Origin of the sequence: Streptomyces sp. NPDC059201 (genome assembly GCF_042754585.1) — a bacterium.
In the GTDB taxonomy this organism is placed as follows: domain Bacteria; phylum Actinomycetota; class Actinomycetes; order Streptomycetales; family Streptomycetaceae; genus Streptomyces.
Window position 1 is genome coordinate 791,004 of sequence record NZ_JBHZBB010000003.1, and the last position, 22,826, is coordinate 813,829.

At 75.2% G+C, this 22,826-nt stretch carries 22 protein-coding genes; 8 read left to right on the forward strand and 14 right to left on the reverse strand.

What is annotated here, in order from left to right; genetic code table 11:
- Positions 1-50 precede the first annotated feature (50 nt).
- The 3 genes from ACFXMG_RS13875 to ACFXMG_RS13885 are packed head-to-tail and all read left to right on the forward strand — an operon-like array spanning position 51 to position 2,178.
- Complete coding sequence (locus ACFXMG_RS13875) at positions 51-980, forward strand: adenosine kinase (protein WP_383818009.1); 930 nt, start codon at positions 51-53, stop codon at positions 978-980.
- Positions 977-1,204 (forward strand): hypothetical protein, encoded by a 228-nt coding sequence (locus ACFXMG_RS13880; RefSeq protein WP_383818011.1) that lies wholly within the window; start codon positions 977-979, stop codon positions 1,202-1,204. The genes ACFXMG_RS13875 and ACFXMG_RS13880 overlap by 4 nt, the downstream gene beginning before the upstream one ends.
- A 32-nt stretch (positions 1,205-1,236) precedes the next feature.
- Positions 1,237-2,178: an aldo/keto reductase family oxidoreductase gene (locus ACFXMG_RS13885; RefSeq protein WP_383818012.1), complete on the forward strand. Its 942-nt coding sequence runs from the start codon at positions 1,237-1,239 to the stop codon at positions 2,176-2,178.
- Between the two features lie 13 nt (positions 2,179-2,191).
- On the opposite strand, the gene ACFXMG_RS13890 is transcribed toward ACFXMG_RS13885, so the two are convergent.
- From ACFXMG_RS13890 to ACFXMG_RS13910, 5 genes are all read right to left on the reverse strand, one after another.
- Complete coding sequence (locus ACFXMG_RS13890; RefSeq protein WP_383818013.1) at positions 2,192-2,863, reverse strand: adenosylcobinamide amidohydrolase; 672 nt, start codon at positions 2,861-2,863, stop codon at positions 2,192-2,194.
- A 50-nt stretch (positions 2,864-2,913) separates the two neighbouring features.
- Positions 2,914-4,977 carry an iron ABC transporter permease gene (locus ACFXMG_RS13895; protein WP_383818015.1) on the reverse strand — a complete coding sequence of 688 codons (2,064 nt, stop codon included), beginning with the start codon at positions 4,975-4,977 and terminating at the stop codon, positions 2,914-2,916.
- A gap of 21 nt (positions 4,978-4,998) precedes the next feature.
- Entirely contained in the window at positions 4,999-5,985 is a 987-nt protein-coding gene (locus ACFXMG_RS13900) for an ABC transporter substrate-binding protein (RefSeq protein ID WP_383818017.1), read from the reverse strand.
- Positions 5,982-6,854 (reverse strand): ABC transporter ATP-binding protein, encoded by an 873-nt coding sequence (locus tag ACFXMG_RS13905; RefSeq protein ID WP_383818018.1) that lies wholly within the window; start codon positions 6,852-6,854, stop codon positions 5,982-5,984. The genes ACFXMG_RS13900 and ACFXMG_RS13905 overlap by 4 nt, the downstream gene beginning before the upstream one ends.
- A gap of 68 nt (positions 6,855-6,922) precedes the next feature.
- Positions 6,923-7,741 carry a polysaccharide deacetylase family protein gene (locus ACFXMG_RS13910; protein WP_383818020.1) on the reverse strand — a complete coding sequence of 273 codons (819 nt, stop codon included), beginning with the start codon at positions 7,739-7,741 and terminating at the stop codon, positions 6,923-6,925.
- 221 nt (positions 7,742-7,962) lie between these two features.
- On the opposite strand from ACFXMG_RS13910, the gene ACFXMG_RS13915 reads away from it, so the two are divergent.
- The 4 genes from ACFXMG_RS13915 to ACFXMG_RS13930 all read left to right on the forward strand — a co-directional run bounded on the left by ACFXMG_RS13915 (position 7,963) and on the right by ACFXMG_RS13930 (position 12,851).
- Entirely contained in the window at positions 7,963-9,765 is a 1,803-nt protein-coding gene (locus ACFXMG_RS13915; protein ID WP_383818037.1) for a SpoIIE family protein phosphatase, read from the forward strand.
- A 133-nt stretch (positions 9,766-9,898) separates the two neighbouring features.
- The gene (locus ACFXMG_RS13920; protein ID WP_383818022.1) at positions 9,899-11,062 is read left to right on the forward strand and encodes a PP2C family protein-serine/threonine phosphatase; all 1,164 of its coding nucleotides are present in this window, start codon (positions 9,899-9,901) and stop codon (positions 11,060-11,062) included.
- Between the two features lie 56 nt (positions 11,063-11,118).
- The gene (locus ACFXMG_RS13925; RefSeq protein ID WP_383818023.1) at positions 11,119-11,517 is read left to right on the forward strand and encodes a hypothetical protein; all 399 of its coding nucleotides are present in this window, start codon (positions 11,119-11,121) and stop codon (positions 11,515-11,517) included.
- A 125-nt stretch (positions 11,518-11,642) separates the two neighbouring features.
- On the forward strand, positions 11,643-12,851 hold the full coding sequence (locus tag ACFXMG_RS13930; RefSeq protein WP_383818025.1) for a nitric oxide synthase oxygenase: 1,209 nt from the start codon (positions 11,643-11,645) through the stop codon (positions 12,849-12,851).
- A 49-nt stretch (positions 12,852-12,900) separates the two neighbouring features.
- Here the strand turns inward: ACFXMG_RS13930 and ACFXMG_RS13935 are convergent, their stop codons facing one another.
- Entirely contained in the window at positions 12,901-13,464 is a 564-nt protein-coding gene (locus ACFXMG_RS13935; RefSeq protein ID WP_383818027.1) for a hypothetical protein, read from the reverse strand.
- A gap of 108 nt (positions 13,465-13,572) precedes the next feature.
- Positions 13,573-14,046: a DUF1707 domain-containing protein gene (locus ACFXMG_RS13940; RefSeq protein ID WP_383818028.1), complete on the reverse strand. Its 474-nt coding sequence runs from the start codon at positions 14,044-14,046 to the stop codon at positions 13,573-13,575.
- Between the two features lie 53 nt (positions 14,047-14,099).
- On the opposite strand from ACFXMG_RS13940, the gene ACFXMG_RS13945 reads away from it, so the two are divergent.
- Positions 14,100-14,669 (forward strand): TetR/AcrR family transcriptional regulator, encoded by a 570-nt coding sequence (locus tag ACFXMG_RS13945; RefSeq protein ID WP_383818038.1) that lies wholly within the window; start codon positions 14,100-14,102, stop codon positions 14,667-14,669.
- Here the strand turns inward: ACFXMG_RS13945 and ACFXMG_RS13950 are convergent.
- The 7 genes from ACFXMG_RS13950 to ACFXMG_RS13980 all read right to left on the reverse strand — a co-directional run bounded on the left by ACFXMG_RS13950 (position 14,653) and on the right by ACFXMG_RS13980 (position 22,776).
- On the reverse strand, positions 14,653-16,164 hold the full coding sequence (locus tag ACFXMG_RS13950) for a SulP family inorganic anion transporter (RefSeq protein WP_383818030.1): 1,512 nt from the start codon (positions 16,162-16,164) through the stop codon (positions 14,653-14,655). The genes ACFXMG_RS13945 and ACFXMG_RS13950 overlap by 17 nt on opposite strands.
- A 71-nt stretch (positions 16,165-16,235) precedes the next feature.
- On the reverse strand, positions 16,236-16,625 hold the full coding sequence (locus ACFXMG_RS13955; RefSeq protein WP_384338738.1) for a hypothetical protein: 390 nt from the start codon (positions 16,623-16,625) through the stop codon (positions 16,236-16,238).
- Positions 16,626-16,817: 192 nt separating this feature from the next.
- The gene (locus ACFXMG_RS13960) at positions 16,818-17,435 is read right to left on the reverse strand and encodes a TOPRIM nucleotidyl transferase/hydrolase domain-containing protein (RefSeq protein WP_383819434.1); all 618 of its coding nucleotides are present in this window, start codon (positions 17,433-17,435) and stop codon (positions 16,818-16,820) included.
- A gap of 77 nt (positions 17,436-17,512) precedes the next feature.
- Positions 17,513-18,001 (reverse strand): hypothetical protein, encoded by a 489-nt coding sequence (locus ACFXMG_RS13965; RefSeq protein WP_383819436.1) that lies wholly within the window; start codon positions 17,999-18,001, stop codon positions 17,513-17,515.
- Positions 18,002-18,096: 95 nt separating this feature from the next.
- The gene (locus ACFXMG_RS13970) at positions 18,097-20,361 is read right to left on the reverse strand and encodes an MFS transporter (protein ID WP_383819438.1); all 2,265 of its coding nucleotides are present in this window, start codon (positions 20,359-20,361) and stop codon (positions 18,097-18,099) included.
- Positions 20,362-20,482: 121 nt separating this feature from the next.
- A complete protein-coding gene (locus tag ACFXMG_RS13975) occupies positions 20,483-20,755 on the reverse strand; it encodes a hypothetical protein (RefSeq protein WP_383819439.1) in 273 nt (90 codons plus the stop codon).
- Positions 20,756-20,943: 188 nt separating this feature from the next.
- Positions 20,944-22,776, reverse strand: a complete 1,833-nt coding sequence (locus ACFXMG_RS13980; protein ID WP_383819440.1) for an ABC transporter ATP-binding protein — start codon at positions 22,774-22,776, stop codon at positions 20,944-20,946.
- Positions 22,777-22,826: the final 50 nt, after the last annotated feature.

Consider the following 22,826-nt stretch of genomic DNA (forward strand, 5'->3'; position numbering starts at 1 on the left):
ATCGGCGGGCTGGTTGACTCCTCAGCACTCCGTGCCCGAGAGGAACAGCCATGAGCAGCGCGTACGACGTCCTCGTCCTGGGAGGGTCGGGCGTCGACACCATCGTGTACGTCCCCGAGCTCCCGCTCCCGTACGCCGACAGCTACATGATCCGGCCCGGCATCGAGACCCGCGCGGGCCAGACCGGCGACTTCGTGGCCCTCGGCCTCAGCTCCCTCGGCCTGCGCACCCACCACCTCGACATGATCGGCGACGACCCCTCCGGCGACCTGGTCCGCGCCTTCCACCGCGACCACGGCATCGACTTCACCGAAGTGCTCCTGCCCGGCGGCACCAAGCGCGCCGTCAACCTCGTCGGCCCGGACGGGCGCCGGCTCTCCCTCTACGACGACAGCCGCTCGCACGCGTCCGACCGGCTCCCCGAGGACACCGTCCGCAAGCTGGCCGCCGTCAGCCGGCACGCGCACGTGTCCCTCACCCACCCGTGCGCCCACGCCCTGCCGCTGCTCCACGAGGCCGGGCTCACCGTCTCCACCGACCTGCACGACTGGGACGGTAAGAACCCCTACCACGAGGAGTTCGCGTACGGCTCCGACCTGGTCTTCGTCTCCACCACCGCTCTGGAGGACCCCGAGGCCACCATGCGGCGGATCCTGGAGCGGGGCCGGGCCGAGGCGGTCGTCGCCACCGCGGGCGCCGAGGGCTCCTCCCTCCTCACCCGCGACGGCGGCACCCCGGTCCACGTCCCGGCCGTCGCCCCGCGCGGCCCGGTCGTCGACTCCAACGGCGCGGGCGACGCCTACGCCGCCGGCTTCCTCTTCGGCCGACTCGCGGGCGAGCCCCTCGACCGGTGCGCCCGCTACGGCGCCGTGGCCGGAGCCTTCGCCTGCACCGTCCCCGCGACCGGCGGCGACGCCATCGACCGGGCCACCCTGCTGGCCGAGGTAGCCGCCCTGGACGCGCGGGGGGCGAGCGCGTGAGCCGTGACGCGTTCGACGTCGTCGTCCTCGGCTGCGGCGTCGACCTCGGCGGCGTCGCCGGCTGTGCGCCGTCCGCCCGGCCGAGCGAGGACCCCGGCCGGCCCGTCCGCCTCGTCGAGGCCGGCCCCGACCACGGCCCCGGCCCGGCCGCCCCCGCCCAGCTCCCGGTGCTCGCCACCGTCGAGCCGCCGGCCGCCGCCCTCACCCCCGGCCCCCGCGCATGACCGGCGGCCGTACCGACGAAGGAGCCTCCCCCGTGACACAGCAGCCCGCCCGGGGCCGACGTCTGGTCTACGGCTGCATGGGCCTGGGCGGCGGCTGGGACAGCCTGCCGTACGGCCCCGAGGACATCGACCGCGCCGAGGCGGCCGTCGAGGCGGCGCTCGCCATCGGCATCACCGCCTTCGACCACGCCGACATCTACCGCCACGGCAAGTCCGAGGCCGTCTTCGGCGAGGTGCTGGCCTGGACGCCGGGCCTGCGCGAACGGATCACCCTCCAGTCCAAGTGCGGCATCCGCCTCCCCGAGGGCGACCGGCCCGGCTTCTACGACCTGCGTGGCCCGAGCGTCCTGCGCCGCGTCGAGGAGTCGCTGACCCGGCTGCGTACCGACCGGCTCGACGTCCTGCTGCTGCACCGGCCCGACCCGCTCGCCGACCCGGGGGAGCTGGCCGCCGCGCTGTCGTCCCTGCACCGGCAGGGCCTGGTCGGGCGCTTCGGCGTCTCCAACATGAACGCCGCCCAGATCGCCCGCCTCCAGTCCTTCCTGGACGTGCCGCTCGCCGTCGACCAACTGGAGATGAGCCTGAGCAGCCGCGCCTGGGTCGAGGAGGGCGTCCTGGTCAACACCCCGGCCGGGGCCGCCGTCGGCTTCCCCTCCGGGACGGTCGAGTACTGCTCCGAGCGCGGCATCGAGCTCCAGGCGTGGGGCGCGCTCGCCGGCGGCCGGTACTCCGACCCGGCGGCCGGACCGGCCGCGGCGCTCGTGGGCCGGCTCGCCGAGACCCACGGCACCACCCCGGAGACCGTGCTGCTGTGGTGGCTCCAGCGCCACCCCGCGGGGATCGTGCCGGTGATCGGCACCTCCCGCCCCGAGCGGATCCGCGCCTGCCGCGACGCGGTGGTACGGGCCCCGGGCCTCGGCCACGAGGAGTGGTACGCGCTCTGGACCGCCGCGCGCGGCACCCCCCTGCCCTGACCCGCCGCCCCCGTCACCGGAGGGCGGCGCCGACCGCCCCGTGCACCGCGCGCGCCAGGCGCGCGCCCCAGAGCGAGCGCGGCCCCGCGAAGGGTTCGGAGGGGCCGCCGGGCCGAGGCGCGCGGGCGAGGACGCAGACCGCGTCCGTCGGGGTGCCGGAGCAGTCGTGGCCGGCGTCCAGCAGGGCCTGCACCTTGGCTTCGGTGGCGGTGGCCACGGCGTTGACGAGGGCGGCGTCGGTGAGCGGGGCGGGGACGGTGACGACGATGTTGATGGTGCCGGGAGTCTGCGGCGGCGGTACGGCCGGGCCCGGCGCCGCGGCCCAGCCGCGTACCTCTATCCCGGCGGTGGCCACCGCGTCGACGCCGCCGTCGGCGGCCGTCCCGTGGCCGCCGACCTCGGCGGCGGTCATCAGGCCGACGCCGGGCCCGTGGAGTCCGGCCCGGCGGGCGAGCGCGGCGAGGTGCGCCGCGGGGTCGGTGCGGGTGTAGCCGTGCGCGACCTGGACGTTCATCACCCAGGCCCGCTCGCCGATCCCGCCGCCGAGGACCGCGCTGCTGACGGCCCGCCAGCCGGGCCCGGGCCGCCAAAGGAGCGCCCCGAGCCGCTGTCCGTCCTCGTCCCGCTCCAGGAACTCGGGGGGCGCCGGGAGGCCCGGCAGGGTCGGTTCCACCACGGCGGTCACAGCAGCGCGCTCCTCGCTCACCCGTACGTCCCGGTGATCCTACGGGCCGGTCAGCGGCGGCTGCGGACCAGGAGGTAGAGGAAGTACGGGGTGCCGATGATGGCCGTCATCGTGCCGGCGCCGAGCTGGGCGGGGGCGATGACGGTACGGCCCACGGTGTCGGCGACGCAGACGAGGACGGCGCCGAGGAGCACCGCGACCGGGAGCACCCGGTGGTGGCGGCGCCCGACGAGGGCGCGGGCGGCGTGCGGGGCGACCAGGCCGACGAAGCCGATGGTTCCGGCGGCGGCGACGGCGGTGGCGCTGAGCACCACGCTCAGGACGAGGAAGCCGAGCCGGCCGGGTCCGAGCGGAAGCCCGAGGAGGCGCGGGGTGTCCTCGTCGAGGGAGACCAGGTCGAGTTCAGTGCGGCGGACGAGGGCGAGGGCGAGGCCCACGACGACGGCGACGGCGAGCGGCATGATGTCGGGCATGGTCCGGCCGTAGGTGGAGCCGGAGAGCCAGGTGAGGGCCTTGGTCGCGTTGAAGGGGTCGGTGAGGATGATGAGCAGCGCGACGACTGCGGCGGTGGCGGTGTGCACGGCGAAGCCGACGAGGACGAGCCGGGTCTGCTTGAACCCGCCGCGGGCGGCGAAGCCGAAGACGATGAGGGCGGCGCCCGCGGCACCGGCGAACGCGGCGAACGCGACGCTCCAGGACCCGGCCATCGGCACGGTGGTGACGAGCAGGATGGCGCCGAGGGCCGCGCCGCCGGAGACGCCCATGATGCCGGGTTCGGCGAGCGGGTTGCGGGTGACGGCCTGGACGAGGGTGCCGGCGAGGGCGAGGGCGGCGCCCGCGAGGAGCGCGGCGAGGACCCGGGGCACGCGGGTGTCGAGGACGAAGGAGACGGTCTGGCCGGCCTGTCCCGCCACCCAGTTGGTCACGTCTCCGAGGAGGAGCTTGGCGTCGCCGAGGAGGACTCCGCCGATGGTGACGCCGACCAGCGCGACGACGAGGACGGCGGTGGTGGCGAGGAAGGCGGTGCGGCTGCGGATGCGGATCCGGTCGACGACGACGTCACCGGGGTCCCGGAGCCGGGCGGCCATGACGATGACGAAGACGGCGCCGACGAGGCTGGTGACGACGCCGGTCGGGACGGCGACGGCGGTGTCGGCGGGGACGAGGGTCCGCAGCAGGACGTCGGCACCGAGGACGAGGGCGGCACCCGCGAGCCCGGCGGCGGGGATGAAGACCCGGCTGCGGGCGTAGCCGCGGAAGCGGCGGGCGAGCGGCCGCATGAGGGCCGGGGCGCAGAGGCCGACGAAGCCGACGGGCCCGGCGAGGGTGACGGCGGCGGTGGCGAGCAGCGCGGCGAGCACGACGGCGGTGACGCGGGTGGAGCGGACCGGCACGCCGAGCCCGCGGGCGGCCTCGTCGCCGAGGGCGAGGGCGTCGACGCGGCGGGCGAGGAGGAGCAGTCCGACGAGGCCGGCGGCGGCGATCGGCAGCATCTGGAGGACGCCGTCGAAGCCGTTCTGGGCGATGCTGCCCTGGTTCCAGTGGTAGACGCCCTCGGTCTGCTGCGGGAAGAGCAGCAGCAGGCCCTCGGTGAGGGCGGTGAGGCCCAGGGTGAGGGCGCTGCCGGCGAGGACGAGCCGGACGGTGCCGGAGCCGAGGCCGGAGAGGCCGAGGACGACGCCGGCGGCGATGAGTCCGCCGAGGAAGGCGATGCCGGAGGAGGCGAGGAACGGCAGGGAGACGCCGGTGGCGGCGGCGAGGCCGAGCGCGAAGTAGGCGCCGGAGTTGACGGCGAGGGTGTCGGGCGCGGCGAGGACGTTGCGGCTGACGGCCTGGAGGGTGGCGCCGGCCATGCCGAGCGCGATGCCGACGAGGAGTCCGGCGAACATGCGGGGCAGCCGGGAGGCGACGACGACGGAGGCGTCGGCCGGGTCGGCGTGGCCGGTGATCGCCTTGACGATCTCGGCCGCGCCGACGGAGGCGGTGCCCTGGGTGATGTCGACGAGCGCGAGGCAGACGACGAGGAGGAGCAGTGCGGCCGTCACCGCTGCCGCGCCCGTGCGGGTGGCTGCGGCCTGGGGACGGGCGGCGGGGGTGGTCGCGGTGACGGCCATGGTGCTGTGTTTCCTCGTGTCCTACTTCTTGGTGAGCGCGGTGACCAGGGAGTCGACGTAGTGGTTCATCGACTCGGTGCCGCCGAACATCCAGATGCCGTCGGGGAGGCGGTGGACGTCACCCTTCTTGACGAAGGGGAGGGAGGTCCACACCTTGTCCTTGGCGAGGACGCCGGAGAACGGGGTGGCGCTCGGGTCGCCGTCGTTGCCGATGTACGCGAAGTGGACGCCCTCACCGAGCTTGGTGAGGCCCTCGACGTCGGTGGTGCCGAGGCCGTAGGCCGGGTCGCCCTTGACGGTCCAGGCGTTCTTCAGGCCGAGCTTCTCGTTGACGCCGCCGATCAGCGAACCGCTGGTGAAGGGGCGGATGGAGACCTGGTTGGAGACGAGGTAGCCGTCGGCGAAGGCGTACTTCGCGCCCGCGAGACCGGCGTCGGCGAGGGACTTCTTGCCCGCCTCCAGCTTCGCCTCGAAGTCCTTCTTGAGCTCGTCGGCCTTGGCGGTCTTGCCGGTGGCCTTGGCGATGAGGTCGAGGTTCTTCGTCATCTGGCCGATCGGGTCGGCGGCGTCGGCGGCCTTGACCTCCAGGACCGGGGCGACGGCGCGGAGCTGCTTGACGGCGGCCGGCGGCAGGTCGGAGGTGGCGAGGATGAGGTCGGGCTTGAGGGCGGCGATGGTGTCCATGCTGGGCTCGCCGCGGGTGCCGACGTCCTTGGGCTCGTTCTTGAGCGGGACGGCGGTGTTCCAGGTCTTGTAGCCCTTGACGTCGGAGACGCCGACCGGGTCGACGCCGAGCGAGATCAGCTGCTCGACGACGTTCCACTCGGTGCCGACGACCTTGGTGGCCGGGCCGTCGAGCTTGACCTCGGTGCCGGTGTCGTCGGTGAGGGTGATCGGCTGGGCCTTGGTGTCCGACTTGGCGTCGGCGGCGGGCTCGGTGGTGCCACACGCGGTCAGGGCGAGGGCCGCCGTGGTGAGGGCCGCGGCGGTGAGAAGGTGCTTTCTCATGGGGTGGGGGTGAGCCTTTCGGATCGAGCGGGGGTTCGCGTGTGGTGCCGGCCGAGGGCGCGGGTGCGCAGCCGGCCGGTCAGGGGATCGGTGTCGACCTCGATGCGGATGCCGTACGTCTCGGTGAGGCGGGGTCCGTCGAGGACGTCCTCGGGGAGGCCGTCGGCGACGACGCGTCCGGCCTGGAGGAGGACGATCCGGTCGGCGACGGCGGCGGCCTGGTCGAGGTCGTGGAGGACCGCTCCGACGGCGATGCCGTGGTGGTCCGCCAGGTCGCGCATGAGGTCGAGGAGTTCGACCTGGTAGCGCAGGTCGAGGTAGGTGGTGGGCTCGTCGAGGAGGAGGACGCCGGTCTCCTGGGCGAGGCAGCCTGCGAGCCAGACCCGCTGGAGCTGTCCGCCGGAGAGGTGTTCGGCGCCCCGGTCGGCGAGTTCGTCGACGCCGGTGAGGGCGAGGGCGCGCTCGACGGCGGCGGGGCCGTCCGGGTCGGACTTGCCCCACCGGCCGCGGTAGGGGTAGCGGCCGAACTCGACGAGGTCGCGGACGGTGAGTCCGCCCGGGGTGGGCCGTCCCTGCGTCAGGAGGGCCACCTTGCGGGCGAACTCACGGGGGCTCAGGGCGAGCCCGTCGGTGTCGCCGTCGAGGACGAGGCTGGCGCTACGGGGACGCTGGAGGCGTGCGACCGTGCGCAGCAGCGTCGACTTGCCGCTGCCGTTCGGTCCCACGAGGACGGTCACCTGGCCGGGCCGCAGGGTCAGGGAGGCGTCGTGGACGACGTCGACTCCGTCGTAGGCGACGGTGACGGCGGTGGCCGACAGCTCGTGACCGTGCGGGCGGGGGACCGTGGAGGTCTTCTCACCTGCTTGCACGACGCTTAGGTTAGCCTAAGCTCAGTTTGGCCGAACAGGGGGTTCCCTCCTTCCGTTCCGATCCGGTACTACGGGGCGTCCGGAGCCGTGCGGACCGGGAAGCTGAAGGTGTGCCCCTGCTCCTTGAGCCACGGCAGCACCTGCCGCAGCGCCGTCACCGTCTGCGAGCGGTCGCCGCCGCCGTCGTGGAAGAGGATCGTCGGCCCGTTCGACAGCTCCGCCTTGACGGTCGCCACGATGGCGGCCGCACCCGGCCGCTCGAAGTCCTTGGTGTCCACGTTCCACCCCAGCGGCCGCATTCCGGCGGCCGCGGCTATCTTCCGGCTGTCCGGCGTGAACGCCCCGCCCGGCGCGCGGTAGTACTGCACCTCCACCCCGCCCGCCGCCTCCTCGATCATCTTCCGCGCGTCGAGGATCTGCTGCTTCTGGTACGCGACGGGCTTGCGGTCCATCGCCGTGTCGTGGGTGATGGTGTGGTCGCACAGCCGGTGCCCCTCGGCCACCACGCGCCGCACCAGGTCCGGGTGCTGCTTCGCCTGCGGCCCGATCATGCAGAACACCGCCTTGACGTCGTGCTGCTTCAGGAGGTCCAGCACCTGCGGAGTCCAGCGCGGGTCCGGCCCGTCGTCGATGGTGATGTTGACGGCCCGTCCGCCCGCCTCGGCCGCGTGCGCGATCCCCACCGGCACCCGCACCGTCGGCTTCACGGGCCGGCCCGGCTCCTCGGCCCGCTGCGCCGGCACCCCCGGCCGGGCCACTCCCCCGGCCCCCGTGGCGGCCTCGTCCTCGCCGCCCACCAGCGCCGTCGCCCCCCACGCGGCCAGGCTGATCCCGACCGCCGACGCCAACACGGCCACGTGCGCGGTGTACTTGCCCATCCGGCGCATGCGCCCTCCGATCCTCACGTTCCCGATGCGAACCCGCGCCTTCCGACGCGCTCCCGGCAATGAGGACGAAACAGAACCCGAACAGGTTTCACCCGTTCGGCGGATGTGACACAGCTACCGTTCGGCTGCGATTCCGCTGCTGTTCGGATGGTGCGCCGGACGGTCTTCCGGTGCAGACTGTGCAACACACCTGGTCGAGTTCCCGTCTGGAGGCCGGAAGAGTGAGCGGCGGCAGCGGCGGACGGCGCCTGACCGGCAGGGTCTCGGCCGTGCGCACCTCGGCGGTGCACCGGTCGGCGGCGCTGCGCGCCCGGCGCGACCGCGCCGACAGCGGGATTCCGCTCGACCGGCCCGGCACCGAGGGACGGCTCGCCTGGCTCAACGCCGCGAGCACCCGCATCGGGACCACGCTGGACCTGGAGAACACCGCCCGGGAGCTCGCCGACTTCACCGTGCCCGGCTTCGCCGACGGCGCCGCCGTCGACATCATGGAGAGCGTCCTGCACGGCGAGGAGGGATCCCGCTGGACCGGGCACGGCGTCCCGCCGATGCGGGCGGTCGCGCTCTCCGCCGTCGACACCATGGAGACGCTGGAGGCGACCCCGGTCGGCGAGACCTTCGTCCGCGACCAGAAGCGCCACGAGACGCTGCTCCACGAGTACTGCCTGCGGCAGGGCAAGCCGGTGCTCGTGGGCCGGATGCGCGAGCAGGACTTCGCCCGCGTCTCCCCCACCGCCAGCGGCGCGGCCAAGATGCGCGCCCTGGGCGTGCACAGCTATCTCGCGGTGCCGCTGATCGCCCGCGGGCTGCTCCTCGGCAGCGCCGACTTCGTCCGCGGCCCCGGCAGCCCGCCCTTCTCCCCCACCGACCTGGCCCTCGCCGAGCAGCTCGCGTCCCGCGCCGCCGTCTTCATCGACAACGCCCGGCTGTACGGCCGGGAGCGCGAGCGCGTCGTGTCCCTCCAGCGCAGCCTGCTGCCCCGCGCCACGCCGGTCACCCCCGGACTGCGGGTGCACGCCGAGTACACCCCCTCCGCCGCCCGCCACCCGGTGGGCGGCGACTGGTACGACGTGATGTCCCTGCCCGGGGGGCGTACGGCCCTGATGGCGGGCGACGTCATGGGCCAGGGGCTGCCCGCCGCCGCCACGATGGGCCGGCTCCGGGCCGTCGCCCGCACCCTGATGACCCTCGACATGGCGCCCGAGCGGGTCCTCGCCCGGCTCGACCTCGCCACCCGCGACCTGGAGGACGACCAGGTCGCCACCTTCCTGTGCGCGGTCTACGACCCGGCGGACTCCCGCTGCACCCTGGCCGGCGCGGGACTGCTGCCGCCGCTCCTCCTCGACGGGCGCGGCGGGGCCGAGTTCGTCCCGCTCCCGGCCGGGGCACCGCTGGGCGCTGGGGTGATCCCGTACGACCCCGTGACGGTGACCGTCCCCGAGGGCGGCGGGCTCGTGCTGTACACCGACGGGCTGGTGAAGGCGCGCGGCGCCGACCTGGAGGAGCAGTTGGAGCGGCTGCGGTCGGCGGCGCTCGCCCTGCCGCCGGGCGCCCTGGAGAGCGGCGGGCTGATCGCGGCGGCCCCGGCCGGTCCTGGCCGCTTCGACGAGGCGGTGCTGCTGACGGCCCGCGCGGTCCCGCTCGGCGCGGAGGCCGGGCTGCGGGTGTGGCCGCTCTCCGGCGACGGCCGGGCCGCGTCCGAGGCGCGGCGGCTGGTCACCCGCCAGCTCGCCGAGTGGGATCTGGACGACCTCGCCGACGTGTGCGAGCTGGTCGTCTCCGAGCTGGTCGGCAACGCCCTGCGGTACGGCAACGGGCCGGGCGAGCTGCGGCTGCTGCGCGGCGAGCGGCTGGTCGTCGAGGTCTCGGACACCGGCCCCGACCTGCCGCAGATCCAGCACGCGGACCTCAGCGACGAGGGCGGCCGCGGCCTCCAGCTCGTCAACATGCTGTGCCGCCGCTGGGGCTCCTGCCGCACCTCCGGCGGCAAGGTCGTGTGGGCCGAACAGAACCTCCCCACCTGAGCCCGGGGCGCCGGGTCGGACGTCCCGGCCCCCGGTGACCTCCGGCCCTGCCGATCGGGTCCGGCGGCGGGCATCGTGGCAGTCGAAGGCCGTCGCGGCCCGCCGCCGCGCGTGAGTCCTACGAAGGAGTGCCATGCGTGCGGATCCGACCGCGCCCCCGCGGCGGGCCCCCGACCCGGGTGGCGCGGAGCACCGTTACGTCCTCGGCCGGGCGCTGCCGTTCCTGGTGATCGTCCTCGCCACGCTCGCGGACGTCCTGACGACGCCGGAGGAACGGTTCGACCGCTTCCTCATCGCCGCCCCCGCGCTGGCCTCGGCCACCTGGAGCGCCCGGGGCACGGCCGCGATCGGCGGCCTGGCCATGGGCGTGTCCGCCGTCCTCTCGGTCGCGCGCGGCGACGCCCTCTCCCCTCTCCTCGCCGGCCAGACCGTGCTCGCCGTGGTCGTCCTCGCGTCGGCCGTCGCCAGTCACGCCCGGCAGCGCCGCGAGGCCGAACTGCGCCAGGTCAGCGCCGTGGCGGAGGCCGCCCAGTGGGCCGTGCTGCGCCCGCTGCCACCCCGCCTCGGCGCGGTCGAGCTGCGCCTGCTGTACGAGGCGTCCGCCGCAGGCGCGCACGTCGGGGGCGACTTCTACAAGGCGCTCAAGGTCCGCGACGGCGTCCGGATCATGCTCGGCGACGTGCAGGGCAAGGGGCTGCCCGCGGTGGAGGCCGCGTCGCTGCTCCTCGGCTCCTTCCGGGAGGCCGCGTACACCGCCCCCGACCTGCCCGCGATCGCCCAGCGCCTGGAGGCCAGCATGGCGCGGTACGCGGAGCGGGCGCCGGAGTCGCAGTCGGCCGATCGCTTCTCGACGGTGCTGCTCGCCGAGATCCCCGACGACCGGCCGGTGATCCGGCTGCTGAGCTGCGGTCACCCCGCCCCGGTGGTGCAGCGGGGCGGGACGGTGGAGACGGTCGAGCTGTCCTCGCCGTCGGTCCCGATCCATCTGCCGGTGCCGGTGGACGAGCCGTTCACGGTGGAGGAGGTCCCCTTCGGCCCCGGCGACCGGCTGCTGATGTTCACCGACGGCGTCTCGGAGACCCGCGACCGCGCCGGCGCCTTCTACCCGCTGGAGCAGCGGCTGCGGGCCTGGGCCGACGAGCCGTCCGACCGGATCCCGGAGCTGCTGAGGGAGGACCTGGCCCGGTTCGGCGCCCATGGCCTGGAGGACGACACCACGGCCCTCCTCGTGGTCCGCGACGTGACCGGGACCCCGGTGCTGCGGATACCGTCCCAGCCGCGGGCCCTCGCGGCGTGAGCCGCCCGCCCGGGGCCCCGGATCCGGGCGGGTCCCCACCGTGCTAAGAAGGCCGGATGACGCTCACACGGGGCCGGCGGGTACGCCTTGCGGTCGATCTGAGGGTGGCCGGCGCGGTCACGGTGGCCGGCGACCCGGCCGAGGAGCCCGAGGCGGTGGCCGGGGCGCTGCTGCTGGGGGCCGGGACGGAGGGGGTCGTCGAGCGGGTGGACGAGCCGGAGGAGCCCCGGCCGGACCCGGAGGCGGCCGAGTACGAGCGCCTGTCCTCGCTCCTCGATGCGTTCGGGGCGCAGATGCCGTCGGCGAGCCGGGAGCGGCTGGAGGAGCAGGTGCGCGCGCTGGAACCGGCGTGGAACGCGTACCGGGGCCGCCGTCCGGTGGTCACGGCCCGGGTCCGGCTCGACGGCGGGCTGGTCCTGGAGCGGGTGCGCGGGGACGTCCTGACCGAGGCGTGAGGCGCGGGGGCGGGCGCGGGGGCCGGGCACCTTACCAGGACGGACCGTCCGTTTCGGTGAAGTTCGAACACTCTCCACAGCCGGACGACTCCGTACGGTAGTCATGGGGCCAGGGAGGAAACACCTTGGTCTTCAGTCTGATCCGTCGCCGCGCGTCCGCCCCCGCCGGCGCCCCATGCCCCTACTCGGCCACCGCCGAGACCCCCGCCGCCCCTCCGGCCCAGGCCGCTCCGCGCGCGTCCGAGCGGGCGGAGCGGGTGGACCGGCGGCAGGCGGAGGAGTTCGTCCGGCAGTTCCACGCCGAGACCCCGGGGGCCGGGGACGCCGACGGCCGGGTGCGTCAGGTGCGGGCCGAGATCGCCCGTACCGGCACCTACGAGCACACGCCGGAGGAGCTGGCCTTCGGCGCCCGGGTGGCCTGGCGCAACGCGGCCCGCTGCATCGGGCGCCTCTACTGGAGCAGCCTGGTCGTGCGCGACCTGCGCGGGGTGTCGTCCGCCGACGGGATCGCCGCCGCCTGCGCCGAGCACCTGCGGGTGGCGGGCAACGGCGGGCGGATCCGCCCGGTCCTCACCGTCTTCGCCCCGGACCGGCCCGGCCGCCCGGCGCCCCGGATCGTCAACGACCAGCTGGTCCGGTACGCGGGCCACCGCACCCCCTCTGGCCGCTGGGTCGGCGATCCGCGCGCGGCGGCGGTCACGGCCCTCGCCCGCGAGCTGGGGTGGAAGCGGGAGGAGGAGCCCTTCCAGGTGCTGCCGCTGATGGTGCGGGAGCGGCCCGGCGCCCGCCCGGAGTGGTACGAGCTGCCGGACGGCGGGGTGCTGGAGGTGGCGCTGCGCCATCCCGAGCACGCGTGGTTCGCCGGGCTCGGGCTGCGCTGGTACGCGGTGCCGGCGATCAGCGACATGGTCCTGGAGATCGGCGGGGTGCGGTATCCGGCGGCGCCGTTCAACGGCTGGTACATGGGCACGGAGATAGGCGCCCGGAACCTCGCCGACGCGGACCGGTACGACCTGCTGCCGCTGGTCGCGGAGCGGCTGGGCCTGGACCGGTCCTCGGAGCGGACGCTGTGGCGTGACCGGGCCCTGGTGGAGCTGAACGTGGCGGTCCTGCACTCCTTCCAGGAGGCCGGAGTGACGATGGCGGACCACCACACGGAGTCCGAGCGGTTCCTCAAGCACATCGCGCGGGAGCGGCGGCACGGCCGGCCGACGCCGGCCGACTGGAGCTGGATCGTCCCGCCGCTGTCGGGCGCGGCCACGCCGGTCTTCCACCGCTACTACGACGCGGTCGATCCGGCCGCGCGCCCGGCGTTCGTCCCCCGGCAGGGGTGAGGCGGGCCCGGTGGGCCCGCTCCGCCGCCGGGGTCAGTACCCGCCGGGGTCAGTACCGGCCGCCGCCGGTGCGGTTGCCGCGCCCGCCCCTGCGGGGGCGGCGGCCCTGGCGGGGTCCCGCGGAGTCGGTGGCGCCGCCCGCGGCCTCCGGGGAGGAGAACAGCATGGGGACGCCGGGGGCGGTGGCGGCCGGGGCGGCCGGGGCCGCGGTCCGCGGCTCCGGCACCCGCTCCGGTCTGCGGGTCTCGGCCGGGTTCGCGGCGCGGGCCACGATCCGGGCGTGGGTGATCAGCGGCGCGCACGCCTCGCAGATCTCGGCGAGCGTCCACACCTCGGCGACGGCCGGGTTGTGGATGAGGACGAGGAGGGTCCGGCCGGAGCAGAGCGCCCGGGCCTGGTGGTGGCGGCAGCCGGCGCCCCCGCAGGCGCACGAGGCGTTGGGGCGCGGGGTCGCGAGGCGGGCGTGCGCCCGCACGTGCTCGGCGGCGAAGGCGCGCAGCGCGCGCACGTCCTTGGAGCGGTCGGGCATGCGGCAGCCCGTGGTGGTGCAGCTGACCCGCGCCGAGTGGTCGTGGTGGCCGGTGAGGCGAATGGTCCAGGTCCTGCCTGGCACACGGGATCCGAGTGGCATGCTCAACGCGCACAAGTCCGTTCGGGAGAGGAGGCGTTCGATCTCTGTTTACCCCGAAGTCGGGGTCTCGACGCGTCCTGACGGGGCGTGTCAGGCCGGGTCGTCGTCCTTCTTGCCGCGTGGGCGGAGCGCCGCGGCGACGAGGACCGCCGCCCAGATGGCGAGCGGGGTCACCGGCCAGTAGAAGCCGACGTCCCCGTCGCCCAGGCCGTTGACGCCCCAGATCGCGGTCATGATCACGAGACCGCCGAGCCAGTGGCGCCATTCGGCGTACCACTCGGCGAGTTCCTTGCGCTTGCGCTCCTCGGCGCTGGGGCGGGGTGCGGGCAGGTCCGCGGTGAGGACGGCGAGTTCGCCCGCGGTGCGGGCGCGCAGGGCGGCCTCGACGCGCTCGGCGTGCTCGTACGGGTCGAGCCGTCCCTCGGTCAGGGCGACGGCGAGGCGGCCGACGACGGCGTCGCGCTCCTGGTCGGAGACGCGCACGGCGGGAGCGGCGTCCTTCTTCGGCTTGGGGCGGTCGGGCTTCCGCATCGGGTCGGCGGGCCGTTCGGGCTGGTCTTCCATGTGCTCCCCCATTCGTTAAGATACAACCGTATCCTAAAGCGTGGAGCGTGACGATGCCCAGGACCGTCGACCGGTCGGAACAGCGCCGGCAGATCGGCGCCGCCCTGCTGCGGCTGGCCGGCGAGGAGGGCCTGGACCAGGTCAGCGTGCGGACCGTGGCGGCGGCCAGCGGCCGCTCCCCGGGCGCGGTCCAGAAGTACTTCCGCTCCAAGGAGGACCTGCTCCTCTTCGCCTCCGAACTCGCCGGGGAGCGCATCGAACGGCGGATGGGCACCGTCGACCCGGGGCTGCCGCTGCGTCAGGCGCTGCGCGCCCTGGTGCTCACCACCCTGCCGCTGGACGAGGAGCGGCGCGCCGAGGCGGCCGCCCAAATGGCCTTCGCCGTGCACGCCGCCCACCACCCGCGCCTGGCCGAGGCCCGGCGCCGGATCGACCGGGAGCTGCGCGACGCGCTCGCCCGGCGGCTCGGCGCCGCCGGCAGCCCCCTCCCCGGGGCCACCGCCGACGCCCTCATCGGCGTCTGCGACGGCCTCGCCCTGCGGATGCTCTACGCCCCCGGGGAGGCGGACGCCCTGCTCGCCGCGCTCGACCGCGCCCTCGACGTCCTCACGCCCGCGGACTAGCGCCCGGCCCCTGGGCGGCCGGCTCGCGGAGCCGGACGGCGTCCTCGCCCGCCGTGCCGCGCCGCTCGACCCAGGCGTCGAGGGCGGCGCGGGAGGCGTGGTCGAGGTGGGACACCCCGGAGAGGTCCAGCTCGACCCTCCGGTCCCCGGGCAGCGCCTCCAGCGAGTCCAGCAACTGAGGCAGCCTCAGGAAGGTGACCGTGCCGAGCAGTCGGACACGGACCGTGCCGCGCCCGTCGTCGGCGCGCTCCACCCGGAGCTGCGAGCCCTCCCAGGCGGCCTTCGCCACCGACAGGACGAGCCCGATGAGAACCCCCTCGAACATGCCGACCGCGAGGATCGCCGCCGCCGTGACCAGCAGGACCAGCGCCTCGCCCCGATGGGCCCGCCACAGCACCGCCACGTCCCGGAAGGGGATGAGCTTCCACCCGGCGTGGACGAGGACGCCGGCGAGGGCGGCGAGCGGGACGAGCGCGAGCACCGCCGGGAGCAGCACGGCGAAGAGCAGCAGCCAGCCGCCGTGCATCACCCGGGAGGCCCGGGTGCGGGCGCCGGCCTCGACGTTGGCCGAGCTGCGCACGATGACGGCGGTGAGCGGCAGGGCGCCGAGCAGGCCGCAGACGGTGTTCCCGGCGCCCTGGGCGAGGAGTTCGCGGTCGTAGTCGGTGCGCGGGCCGGGGTGGAGCCGGTCGACGGCCGCCGCGCAGAACAGGGACTCGGCGGAGGCGATGAGCGCGAAGGCGAGGACCGTGCCGAGCACGGCGGGCGAGGCGAGGGAGGCGAGCCCGTCCATGCCGGGCGGCTGTACGGCCTCCAGGACGCCGTCGACCTCGACGGTGGCGACCGGCAGTCCGGCGAGGGCGGTCACGAGGGAGGCCAGCAGGACGGCGACGAGCGCGCCCGGGACGGCCCGCGCGCGGCGGGGCATCCGGCGCCAGGCCACCAGCACCAGGACCGTGCCCGCGGCGAGGGCGAGGGAGGCCAGCGCCTCGGTGCTGCGGACGGCCTGGGCCGCGGCGGCGGGCAGTCCGGTGACCTTCGCGAGACCCGAGGCGGGCGCGGGAAGACCGGCGGCGGCGTACGCCTGGCCGGCGATGAGGAGGAGGCCGATGCCCGCGAGCATGCCCTCGACGACGGAGAGCGAGATGGCCCGGAACCAGCGGCCCCAGCCCAGCAGGCCGAGCCCGGTCTGGAGGAGTCCGGTGAGGAGCACGATCGCGCCGAGGGTGGCGAGCCCGAAGGCGTGGACGGCCTCCAGGACGAGGACGGTGAGCCCGGCGGCCGGGCCGGAGACCTGGAGGCTGCTGCCGCGCATCAGGCCGGTGACGAGGCCGCCGACGATGCCGGTGACCAGGCCCAGTTCGGCGGGGACGCCGGAGGCGACGGCCACCCCGACGCACAGCGGCAGGGCGACCAGGAAGACGACGAGCGAGGCGGCGAAGTCCTGGCGGAGGTGGGGGAAGGAGCGTGCGGAGACGGACGGGAAGGAAGGCACGGGCGGTTCCTCACTGGCGCGCGGTGGGGCGCGCGTCGGTCTGACGGGGCGTCGGGGGGCGTCGCCCCCGGTCAGCACCGGAAGACCTGGAGGGCCGTCACGTCGGGCGCCTCGGGCGGCCGGGCGCCCGCGGGAGGACTCCCCCGGCAGCCGTCGGGGCCGCCGGCCGGCCGGTGGGCGGCCGGGGCCGGAGCGCCCGCGGGGCCGGCCGGCACGGTGGCGGGCCGGCGGCGGTCGCGGTGGAGGACGGCGCCGCGCGCGGCCTCGATCTCGCCCGCGCCGCGCGGGGAGGGCTCGTACGCGTACCCCGGGGAGGTCTCGACGCGCGGCTGCGGTGCGGCGCCGGCGGGTGCGGTGGGCGTCGCGAGGGCTCCGCAGACGACGAGGAGCAGGACGACGAGGGAGCGCGCCAGGGCGCGGGACCGGAGCCCGCGGGACCGGAGAGTGGACGACCTGACCATCGTCCTCCTCTCCCTGGGGCCTGTATGCCGTTCGCCCGTGCCACGTTCGCGCACAGGTCAAGGAAGAGTAAACCGCGCAGGTCGGCGGCACCGCGCAACAAGCGCTTGTGCGAAGGGTTTTCGATAGGAACCGGTCACGGTTCGGCTCAAAGAGTCACCCGAAGGGGCGACTCGGGGGCCGTCGGGCGTGACTCAGAGGGAGGCGAGCAGGCCGTCGAGCGGCGCCGGTACGCGGGCGAGGTCCAGGCCCTCGACGAGGACGCGGCCGTAGCGGATCTTCCGTCCCGCGGTCGTGCCGAGAAAGCGGCGCATCCGCAGCAGGGGGCTCCGGTCGCGCTGGGCGGGCTGGTTGAGGAAGGTGCGCAGGGGGCGGCCCTCGCCCTCGGCGTCGACCAGTTCGGCGACCCGGTCCACGCCGAGGGCGCGGATCAGTTCGTCCTCCAGGTCGGCGACGCAGACGAAGAAGGCGTCCGGGTCGGCCCCGGCGGCGGCCAGGCCGCGGGCGTAGTGGGCGCGTTCGGCGTCGTCGCAGAGGCCGGTGAGGCGCAGGCCGAGGCCGGTGGGGCCGAGGAGCCGGGCGTGGCGGGCGGCGTTGGTGGCGCCGTTCATGGACAGCGCGCAGACGCCCTCGGCGGCGAGGTCGCGGCCGCGGCGGGCGGCCAGCGTCTCGACGGCGGCGACGTCGCTGCGCCCTTCGAGGAGCACCACGGTGCGGACGGGCAGGTGGGCGGCGAGCTCGCGCGCGGTGTCGCCGGGGCCGCCGGCCGCCCAGGCGGTGACGGCGTCCCGGAAGGCGTCCATGTCGGTCATGGGAGGAGTCTGGGCGCCGGCCGGCCGGGGCGGTACCGGTTTTTCCGCCGCCGCGCGCGGCCGGGTCGGCGGCCGGGTCAGTAGCGCAGGGCGCTCTCGACCTCGGGGGTCACGGAGCCGGAGAGCTTGTGGGTGCTGCGGGCGGTGCCGTCGCCGGACTTGCCGGCGGGCACGTCCGAGATGGTGACGACGACGGCGTCGAGGAGCTTGTCCTCGTCGTCCTCGAACCGCACCTGGACCGCGAAGGACTTCGCCTTGTCGTCGGTGTTCTCGACGGTGACCGGGACGGTCGTGCGTCCGTCGGCGTCGGTGGCGGGGTCGCCGAGCTCCACCTCGTCCTCGGCGTCGACACCGTCCTTGATCTCCGCCATCTGCCGCTGGGCCTTCTCGGCGGCCTGCGAGGCGGCCTCGGAGACGCCCTCGGCGGCGGAGGCGACCGCCGAGGCGGCCTCGCTGACCGCTCCCGACACGGGGTTGTCGCCGTCGTCCGAGCAGCCCGCCGTGCCCATCAGGACGGCTCCCGCCAGCAGTCCGCCGGCGGCGCCCCGTACCCAGCGTCCGGTCATGTCGTGGTCTCCCTCGCCTCACACGTGATCGTCGGCCCCAGTCAACGACAGCCCCGGGTGCCCCGCATCCCGGGACCGGCGGCCGGTGGTCGCGTTCAGCGGGCGCCGAGGGCGATGACGGCGATGTCGTCGGCGAGGTGGTGGGTCCAGTCGCGGACGTCGTCGTCGAGGTGGCGGACCAGGTCGTCGGGGGTACGGGGCCCGGCGGCGGCGAGCCGCTCGGCGAGCGGGTAGAACTCGCCGGTGGAGTTCCGCGCCTCGCTGAGCCCGTCGGTGTGGGTGAGCAGGGTGGCGCCGGGGTCGAGGGCGACCCGGTGGGGGCGTACGGCTCCGGCGGCGTCGAGCAGGCCGAAGCCGAGCGGGAGCACGGCGGGCACGTGCAGCTCGCGGGTCCGTTCCGGGCCGACCTCCAGCGGGGCGAGGTGGCCGCAGTTCACGGCCTGGAGGTCCTCGGCGGGGCCGCCGTGCTGGAGGAGGAGGGCGGTGGCGAAGAGCTCCTCGTCGTCGCGGGCCAGGGCGGCTCGCTGAACCTGCCGGTCGAGGCAGGCGGCGACGTCGCCGAGGTCCTCGGTCTCGTGGGCCTGGCTGCGGAAGCAGCCGAGGAGGTCGGTGACGGTCTGGACGGCCTGGAGGCCCTTGCCGCGCACGTCGCCGATGAGGAGCCGGACGCCGTAGGGGGTGTCGAGGGCTTCGAGGAAGTCGCCGCCGATCGCGGTGCCGGTGGTCGCGGGACGGTACAGGCCGGCGAGGCGCAGGCCGCCCAGCCGGGGCGGGATGGGGTGGAGCACGGCGCACTGGAGGGCGGTGGCGCTCTCCCGGGTGCGGGACAGCCGCTCGGCCTGTTCGCGGCGCGACCAGGCGACGGCACCGGCGGCGGCGCCGACGGCGAGCGCGACGATCACGCTCATGGGCTGGCTGGTCTCGGCGTCCACCATCACGTACTGGAGGCCCGAGGCGGCGGCCACGGCGGCGGCGACGACGGGCCGCCCGAGGGCGAACGCGGCGACGGCGACCACGACCGTGCCGACCCAGAGCAGCTCGCGCGCCTCGGCGGGCAGCGGCAGCGGGCCCAGGGCCGAGGTGTACGGCAGGGACTGCGCGGCGGCGGTGCCGACCAGGATCGCCGTGGGGAGCGCGGCCGCGTGCGCGCCGAGGTGGTGGCGGGGCACGGCGGCGAGGTAGCGGGCCATCTGCGGGGCGGCGGCCAGCATGGTGCCGAAGCCGATGAGGGTCACGACGGCGATGCCGCCCGCGAGGGCGTGCGTGACATGGTCGACCAGGGCGTGCAGCAGGGCGAGCCCGAGGGCGGCGAGCGGCAGCCCGAGGGAGGCCCCGGCCAGCGGGGAGACGGACCGGTACCGGATCAGCAGACAGGCGGCCGCGCCGCCCGCGCCGAAGGCGGACAGCACCAGGGCCGCGGCGCCGGTGGAGAGGCCGACGGCGGAGACGAGCGGCGGCACCGACATCGTGAGGACGACCTGGGTGAAGCCGAGGGCGAGGCCCGCGACGAGCGCTCCGCTCCACACGGCGCCGGGGACGAGCCGCGCCCGGGCGCGCCCGGTGGGGCGCAGGGCGCGGGCCCGGGCGGCGGCGCAGGTGAGCACGGCCGTGGTGAGCAGGACGCCGATCCGGGCGTCGCCCCAGCCCCAGAGCGGGGCGAGCTGGAGGGCGGCGACCAGGGTGACGGCGCACAGCACCTGGCAGACGGTGCGGAGCGGGTCGGGCAGGGACTCCTTGGCGAGCGGCCCGGTCTCGGGCAGCAGGCGCCGGACGAGGAACAGGGCGGTGCCCGCCGCGGCGGCCATGAGGGCGGCGGTGACGCGCCAGCCCGTGAGGGCGGCCGCGTGCGGGGCGAGGTTGACGGCGAGGACGAAGCCCGCGGACATGGCGGCGAGCCAGCCGCCCATGATCCGGCGGATCCGGCCGGGCATGGAGACGGTGGTCATGAAGGCGAGGCAGGAGACGAAGACGGCCGCGAGGGCGGCCGCGACCAGGATCCGGCCGAGGACGTAGGTGGCGGGGCCGAAGGCGGCGGCCAGCACCAGGGAGCCGAGGCCGAGCGCCGCGAGCGAGGCGGTGAGGGTGATCCGGCGTCCCTTGAGGTCGCCGGCGCGGCCGGTGGCCGCGAGGACGCCGATGGCCAGGCAGGCTCCGGTGATCTGGGCGACGGCGCCGTCCTCGGCGGTGACCCCGAGGTCGGTGTGGACCAGGGGCGCGACGGCCGCGTTCATGGCGGGGGCGACGACGTACAGGGCGGCGACCAGGGCCAGGACCAGCCCGATCACCCGGGGGGAGACGGCATGGCCGCTCCCCGACGCCGGTGCGGCACCCGCCCCGTACGGCGTGGTGGTGCCGGTCATCGACAGGACCTCCTCGTGTTCCCCCGTGGTTTTCCCCACACGATGGTCCCAGCGAAGAGATATGTCTCTATAGGGACAAAAGACCCTAAAGTCGTATCAATGGAGTCTCCGGGAGGCGGGGTCACTCCTGGAGCGGCGCCGCCGCGGCCACGACCGGGCCGACGACGGTGAGGGGTATCCGCACGTTCTCGCAGAAGCGGCGGACACGGGAGAGCACGCTCAGCGAGGCGGGCGAGGGGTCGGCGGTGGAGAGCTGGACCCGGACGTGCCGGGGCCGGTGCGCGAGGGCCAGTGCCTGGGCCTCCAGGTCGGCGGCGGAGCGGCTGGCGAGAGCGAGGTCGCCCGGGAGCGACAGGTGCAGGACGCCGTCTTCGAAGGCGTGGCCGATGAGCATGACCGCCTCCTTCCGTCGTACGCCGTCCCACCGCCGGCGGGCGGTGGGACGGGCGGTTTCCGTCAAGGCGTTGTGCCGGGCACGCTGGCTCCAGGCTGGCAGACGCGGACCGTGTCCGCACCCGCACCGCCCGCAGCCCCCGGACCGGCACATTCCCGACGAATCCGCTGGTGGGAGCGGTCGACGGGTCAGCGGGACACGGTGGCCTCCGGTCCGGTCCCGCCGGTGGGGGCCTCGTCGAGGAAGCCGCCCGACTGGTGCTGCCACAGCTTGGCGTAGGCGCCGTCCGCGGCGAGCAGTTCGTGGTGGCTGCCCTGTTCGACGACCCGGCCGCGGTCGAGGACGACGAGCCGGTCCATGCCGGCGACGGTGGAGAGCCGGTGGGCGACGACGAGCGCGGTCCGGCCCTCCATCAGCCGCCACAGCGCGTCCTGGACGAGGAGTTCGCTCTCGGAGTCGAGGGCGCTGGTCGCCTCGTCGAGGAGGAGGATCGGCGCGTCGCGCAGGATCGCGCGGGCGAGCGCGACCCGCTGCCGCTGCCCGCCGGAGAGCTTCACCCCGCGCTCCCCGACCAGGGTGTCGAAGCCCTCGGGCAGCGCGTCGGCGAACTCGGTGACGTGCGCGGCCTCGGCGGCCCTTCGGATCTCGGCCTCGGTGGCCCCGGGCCGGGCGAAGGCGATGTTCTCCCTGAGGGTGCGGTGGAACATCGCCGGATCCTGCGGTACGGAGGCGATGAGACCGCGCAGGTCGGACTGGCGCATGCGGCTGATGTCCTGACCCCCGATCAGGATCCGGCCGCCGTCGACGTCGGTCATCCGCAGCAGCAGCCGGGTGAGCGTGGTCTTGCCGCCGCCGGAGCGCCCGACGAAGCCGACCTTGGTGCCGTGGGGCACGTCCAGGTCGAGCCCTTCGAAGAGCGGCTTCGCGCCCTGGTGGGCGAAGTGCACCCGCTCGAAGCGGACCTCCCCGGACCGGCCCCGCAGGGGCTCGGGGTCGGGCGGGTCGACGACGGTCGGCGGCTCCAGGAGGAGTTCGGTGAACTGGGCGGCCTCCGTCATGGAGCTCTCCAGCCGCCGGTAGATCTGGTTGAACTCGAACATGATCCGGGTGGCGTTGGCGTAGTACGTGAACGCCACGATGATCGCCTCGACGCCCCGCTCCCCCGCCCCCAGCATCAGCGCGAGCACCAGCCCGATGACGTTGGTGAGGACGGAGAGCGGCGCGACGAGGGTGTCGATGCGCAGGTTCCCGTAGTCCCAGGAGCGCAGGGTGATCCGGCGCGACTCGGCGGCGCGGGCGCGGTGTTCGGCGGCCTCCCGCTCCTCGGCGGCGAAGGAGCGGACGCTGTCCATGTTGGTGAGCACGTCGGCGACGTGCCCCGACACCCGGGCGATGGCCTGCTCGCGGTCGGCGACGATGCGCTGGCGGCGCCGGACGAGCGGGAACACGACGAGGCCCGTGAGCGTGATCATCACCAGCAGGCCGACGACCAGCGCCGGGTCGTACTGCCAGAGGACCACCGACGCGAAGAGCAGCGGGACGAGGCTGCCCATGACCTGGAAGGTCAGGGTGTCGACGAAGTCCTCGAAGCGGGAGGCGAAGCTGATGACCCGCTTGGTGAGGGAGCCGGCGAAGTTGTTGTGGAAGAACGCCGCGTCCTTGGCGAGGAGTTCGTCCATCCCGACGACGTAGAGGTGCTCGATGCCGCGGGCGTCGAGCCGGTTGAGGCAGTGGAACCCGACCCGCCACAGCGCCTCGCCGAGCAGCAGGACTCCGGCGAAGGCGAGGGCGTAGGGCAGGACCGAGGCGAGGGCGGTCGGGCCGCCGTCGGCGACCCGGCCGACGAGCTTGGCGACCACGAGGGGGGCGAGGTAGTGGATGCCGATGTTGCCGAGGGCCGGCATCAGCAGCGCGGGCACGGCAACCCGCTTGAGCCGCACCAGCTCTCCTCCGTAATGGCGGAGCGCGAGGCGGATCGAGCCCTTGCCCGGTCCGCCGCCGCGTTGTTCAGACGTTCCCATCACGACCTTCCGTCGTCGTACCGACACGTTGAGTGACGGAGTGTGGCGGA

Coding starts and splice junctions, on each gene's coding strand:
- ACFXMG_RS13875 (WP_383818009.1), top strand. CDS start 51: ATGAGCAGCGCGTACGACGTCCTCGTCCTGGGAGGGTCGGGCGTCGAC.
- ACFXMG_RS13895 (WP_383818015.1), bottom strand. CDS start 4,977: ATGGCCGTCACCGCGACCACCCCCGCCGCCCGTCCCCAGGCCGCAGCC.
- ACFXMG_RS13900 (WP_383818017.1), bottom strand. CDS start 5,985: ATGAGAAAGCACCTTCTCACCGCCGCGGCCCTCACCACGGCGGCCCTC.
- ACFXMG_RS13910 (WP_383818020.1), bottom strand. CDS start 7,741: ATGCGCCGGATGGGCAAGTACACCGCGCACGTGGCCGTGTTGGCGTCG.
- ACFXMG_RS13920 (WP_383818022.1), top strand. CDS start 9,899: ATGCGTGCGGATCCGACCGCGCCCCCGCGGCGGGCCCCCGACCCGGGT.
- ACFXMG_RS13925 (WP_383818023.1), top strand. CDS start 11,119: ATGACGCTCACACGGGGCCGGCGGGTACGCCTTGCGGTCGATCTGAGG.
- ACFXMG_RS13940 (WP_383818028.1), bottom strand. CDS start 14,046: ATGGAAGACCAGCCCGAACGGCCCGCCGACCCGATGCGGAAGCCCGAC.
- ACFXMG_RS13945 (WP_383818038.1), top strand. CDS start 14,100: ATGCCCAGGACCGTCGACCGGTCGGAACAGCGCCGGCAGATCGGCGCC.
- ACFXMG_RS13955 (WP_384338738.1), bottom strand. CDS start 16,625: ATGGTCAGGTCGTCCACTCTCCGGTCCCGCGGGCTCCGGTCCCGCGCC.
- ACFXMG_RS13960 (WP_383819434.1), bottom strand. CDS start 17,435: ATGACCGACATGGACGCCTTCCGGGACGCCGTCACCGCCTGGGCGGCC.
- ACFXMG_RS13965 (WP_383819436.1), bottom strand. CDS start 18,001: ATGACCGGACGCTGGGTACGGGGCGCCGCCGGCGGACTGCTGGCGGGA.
- ACFXMG_RS13970 (WP_383819438.1), bottom strand. CDS start 20,361: ATGACCGGCACCACCACGCCGTACGGGGCGGGTGCCGCACCGGCGTCG.
- ACFXMG_RS13975 (WP_383819439.1), bottom strand. CDS start 20,755: ATGCTCATCGGCCACGCCTTCGAAGACGGCGTCCTGCACCTGTCGCTC.
- ACFXMG_RS13980 (WP_383819440.1), bottom strand. CDS start 22,776: ATGGGAACGTCTGAACAACGCGGCGGCGGACCGGGCAAGGGCTCGATC.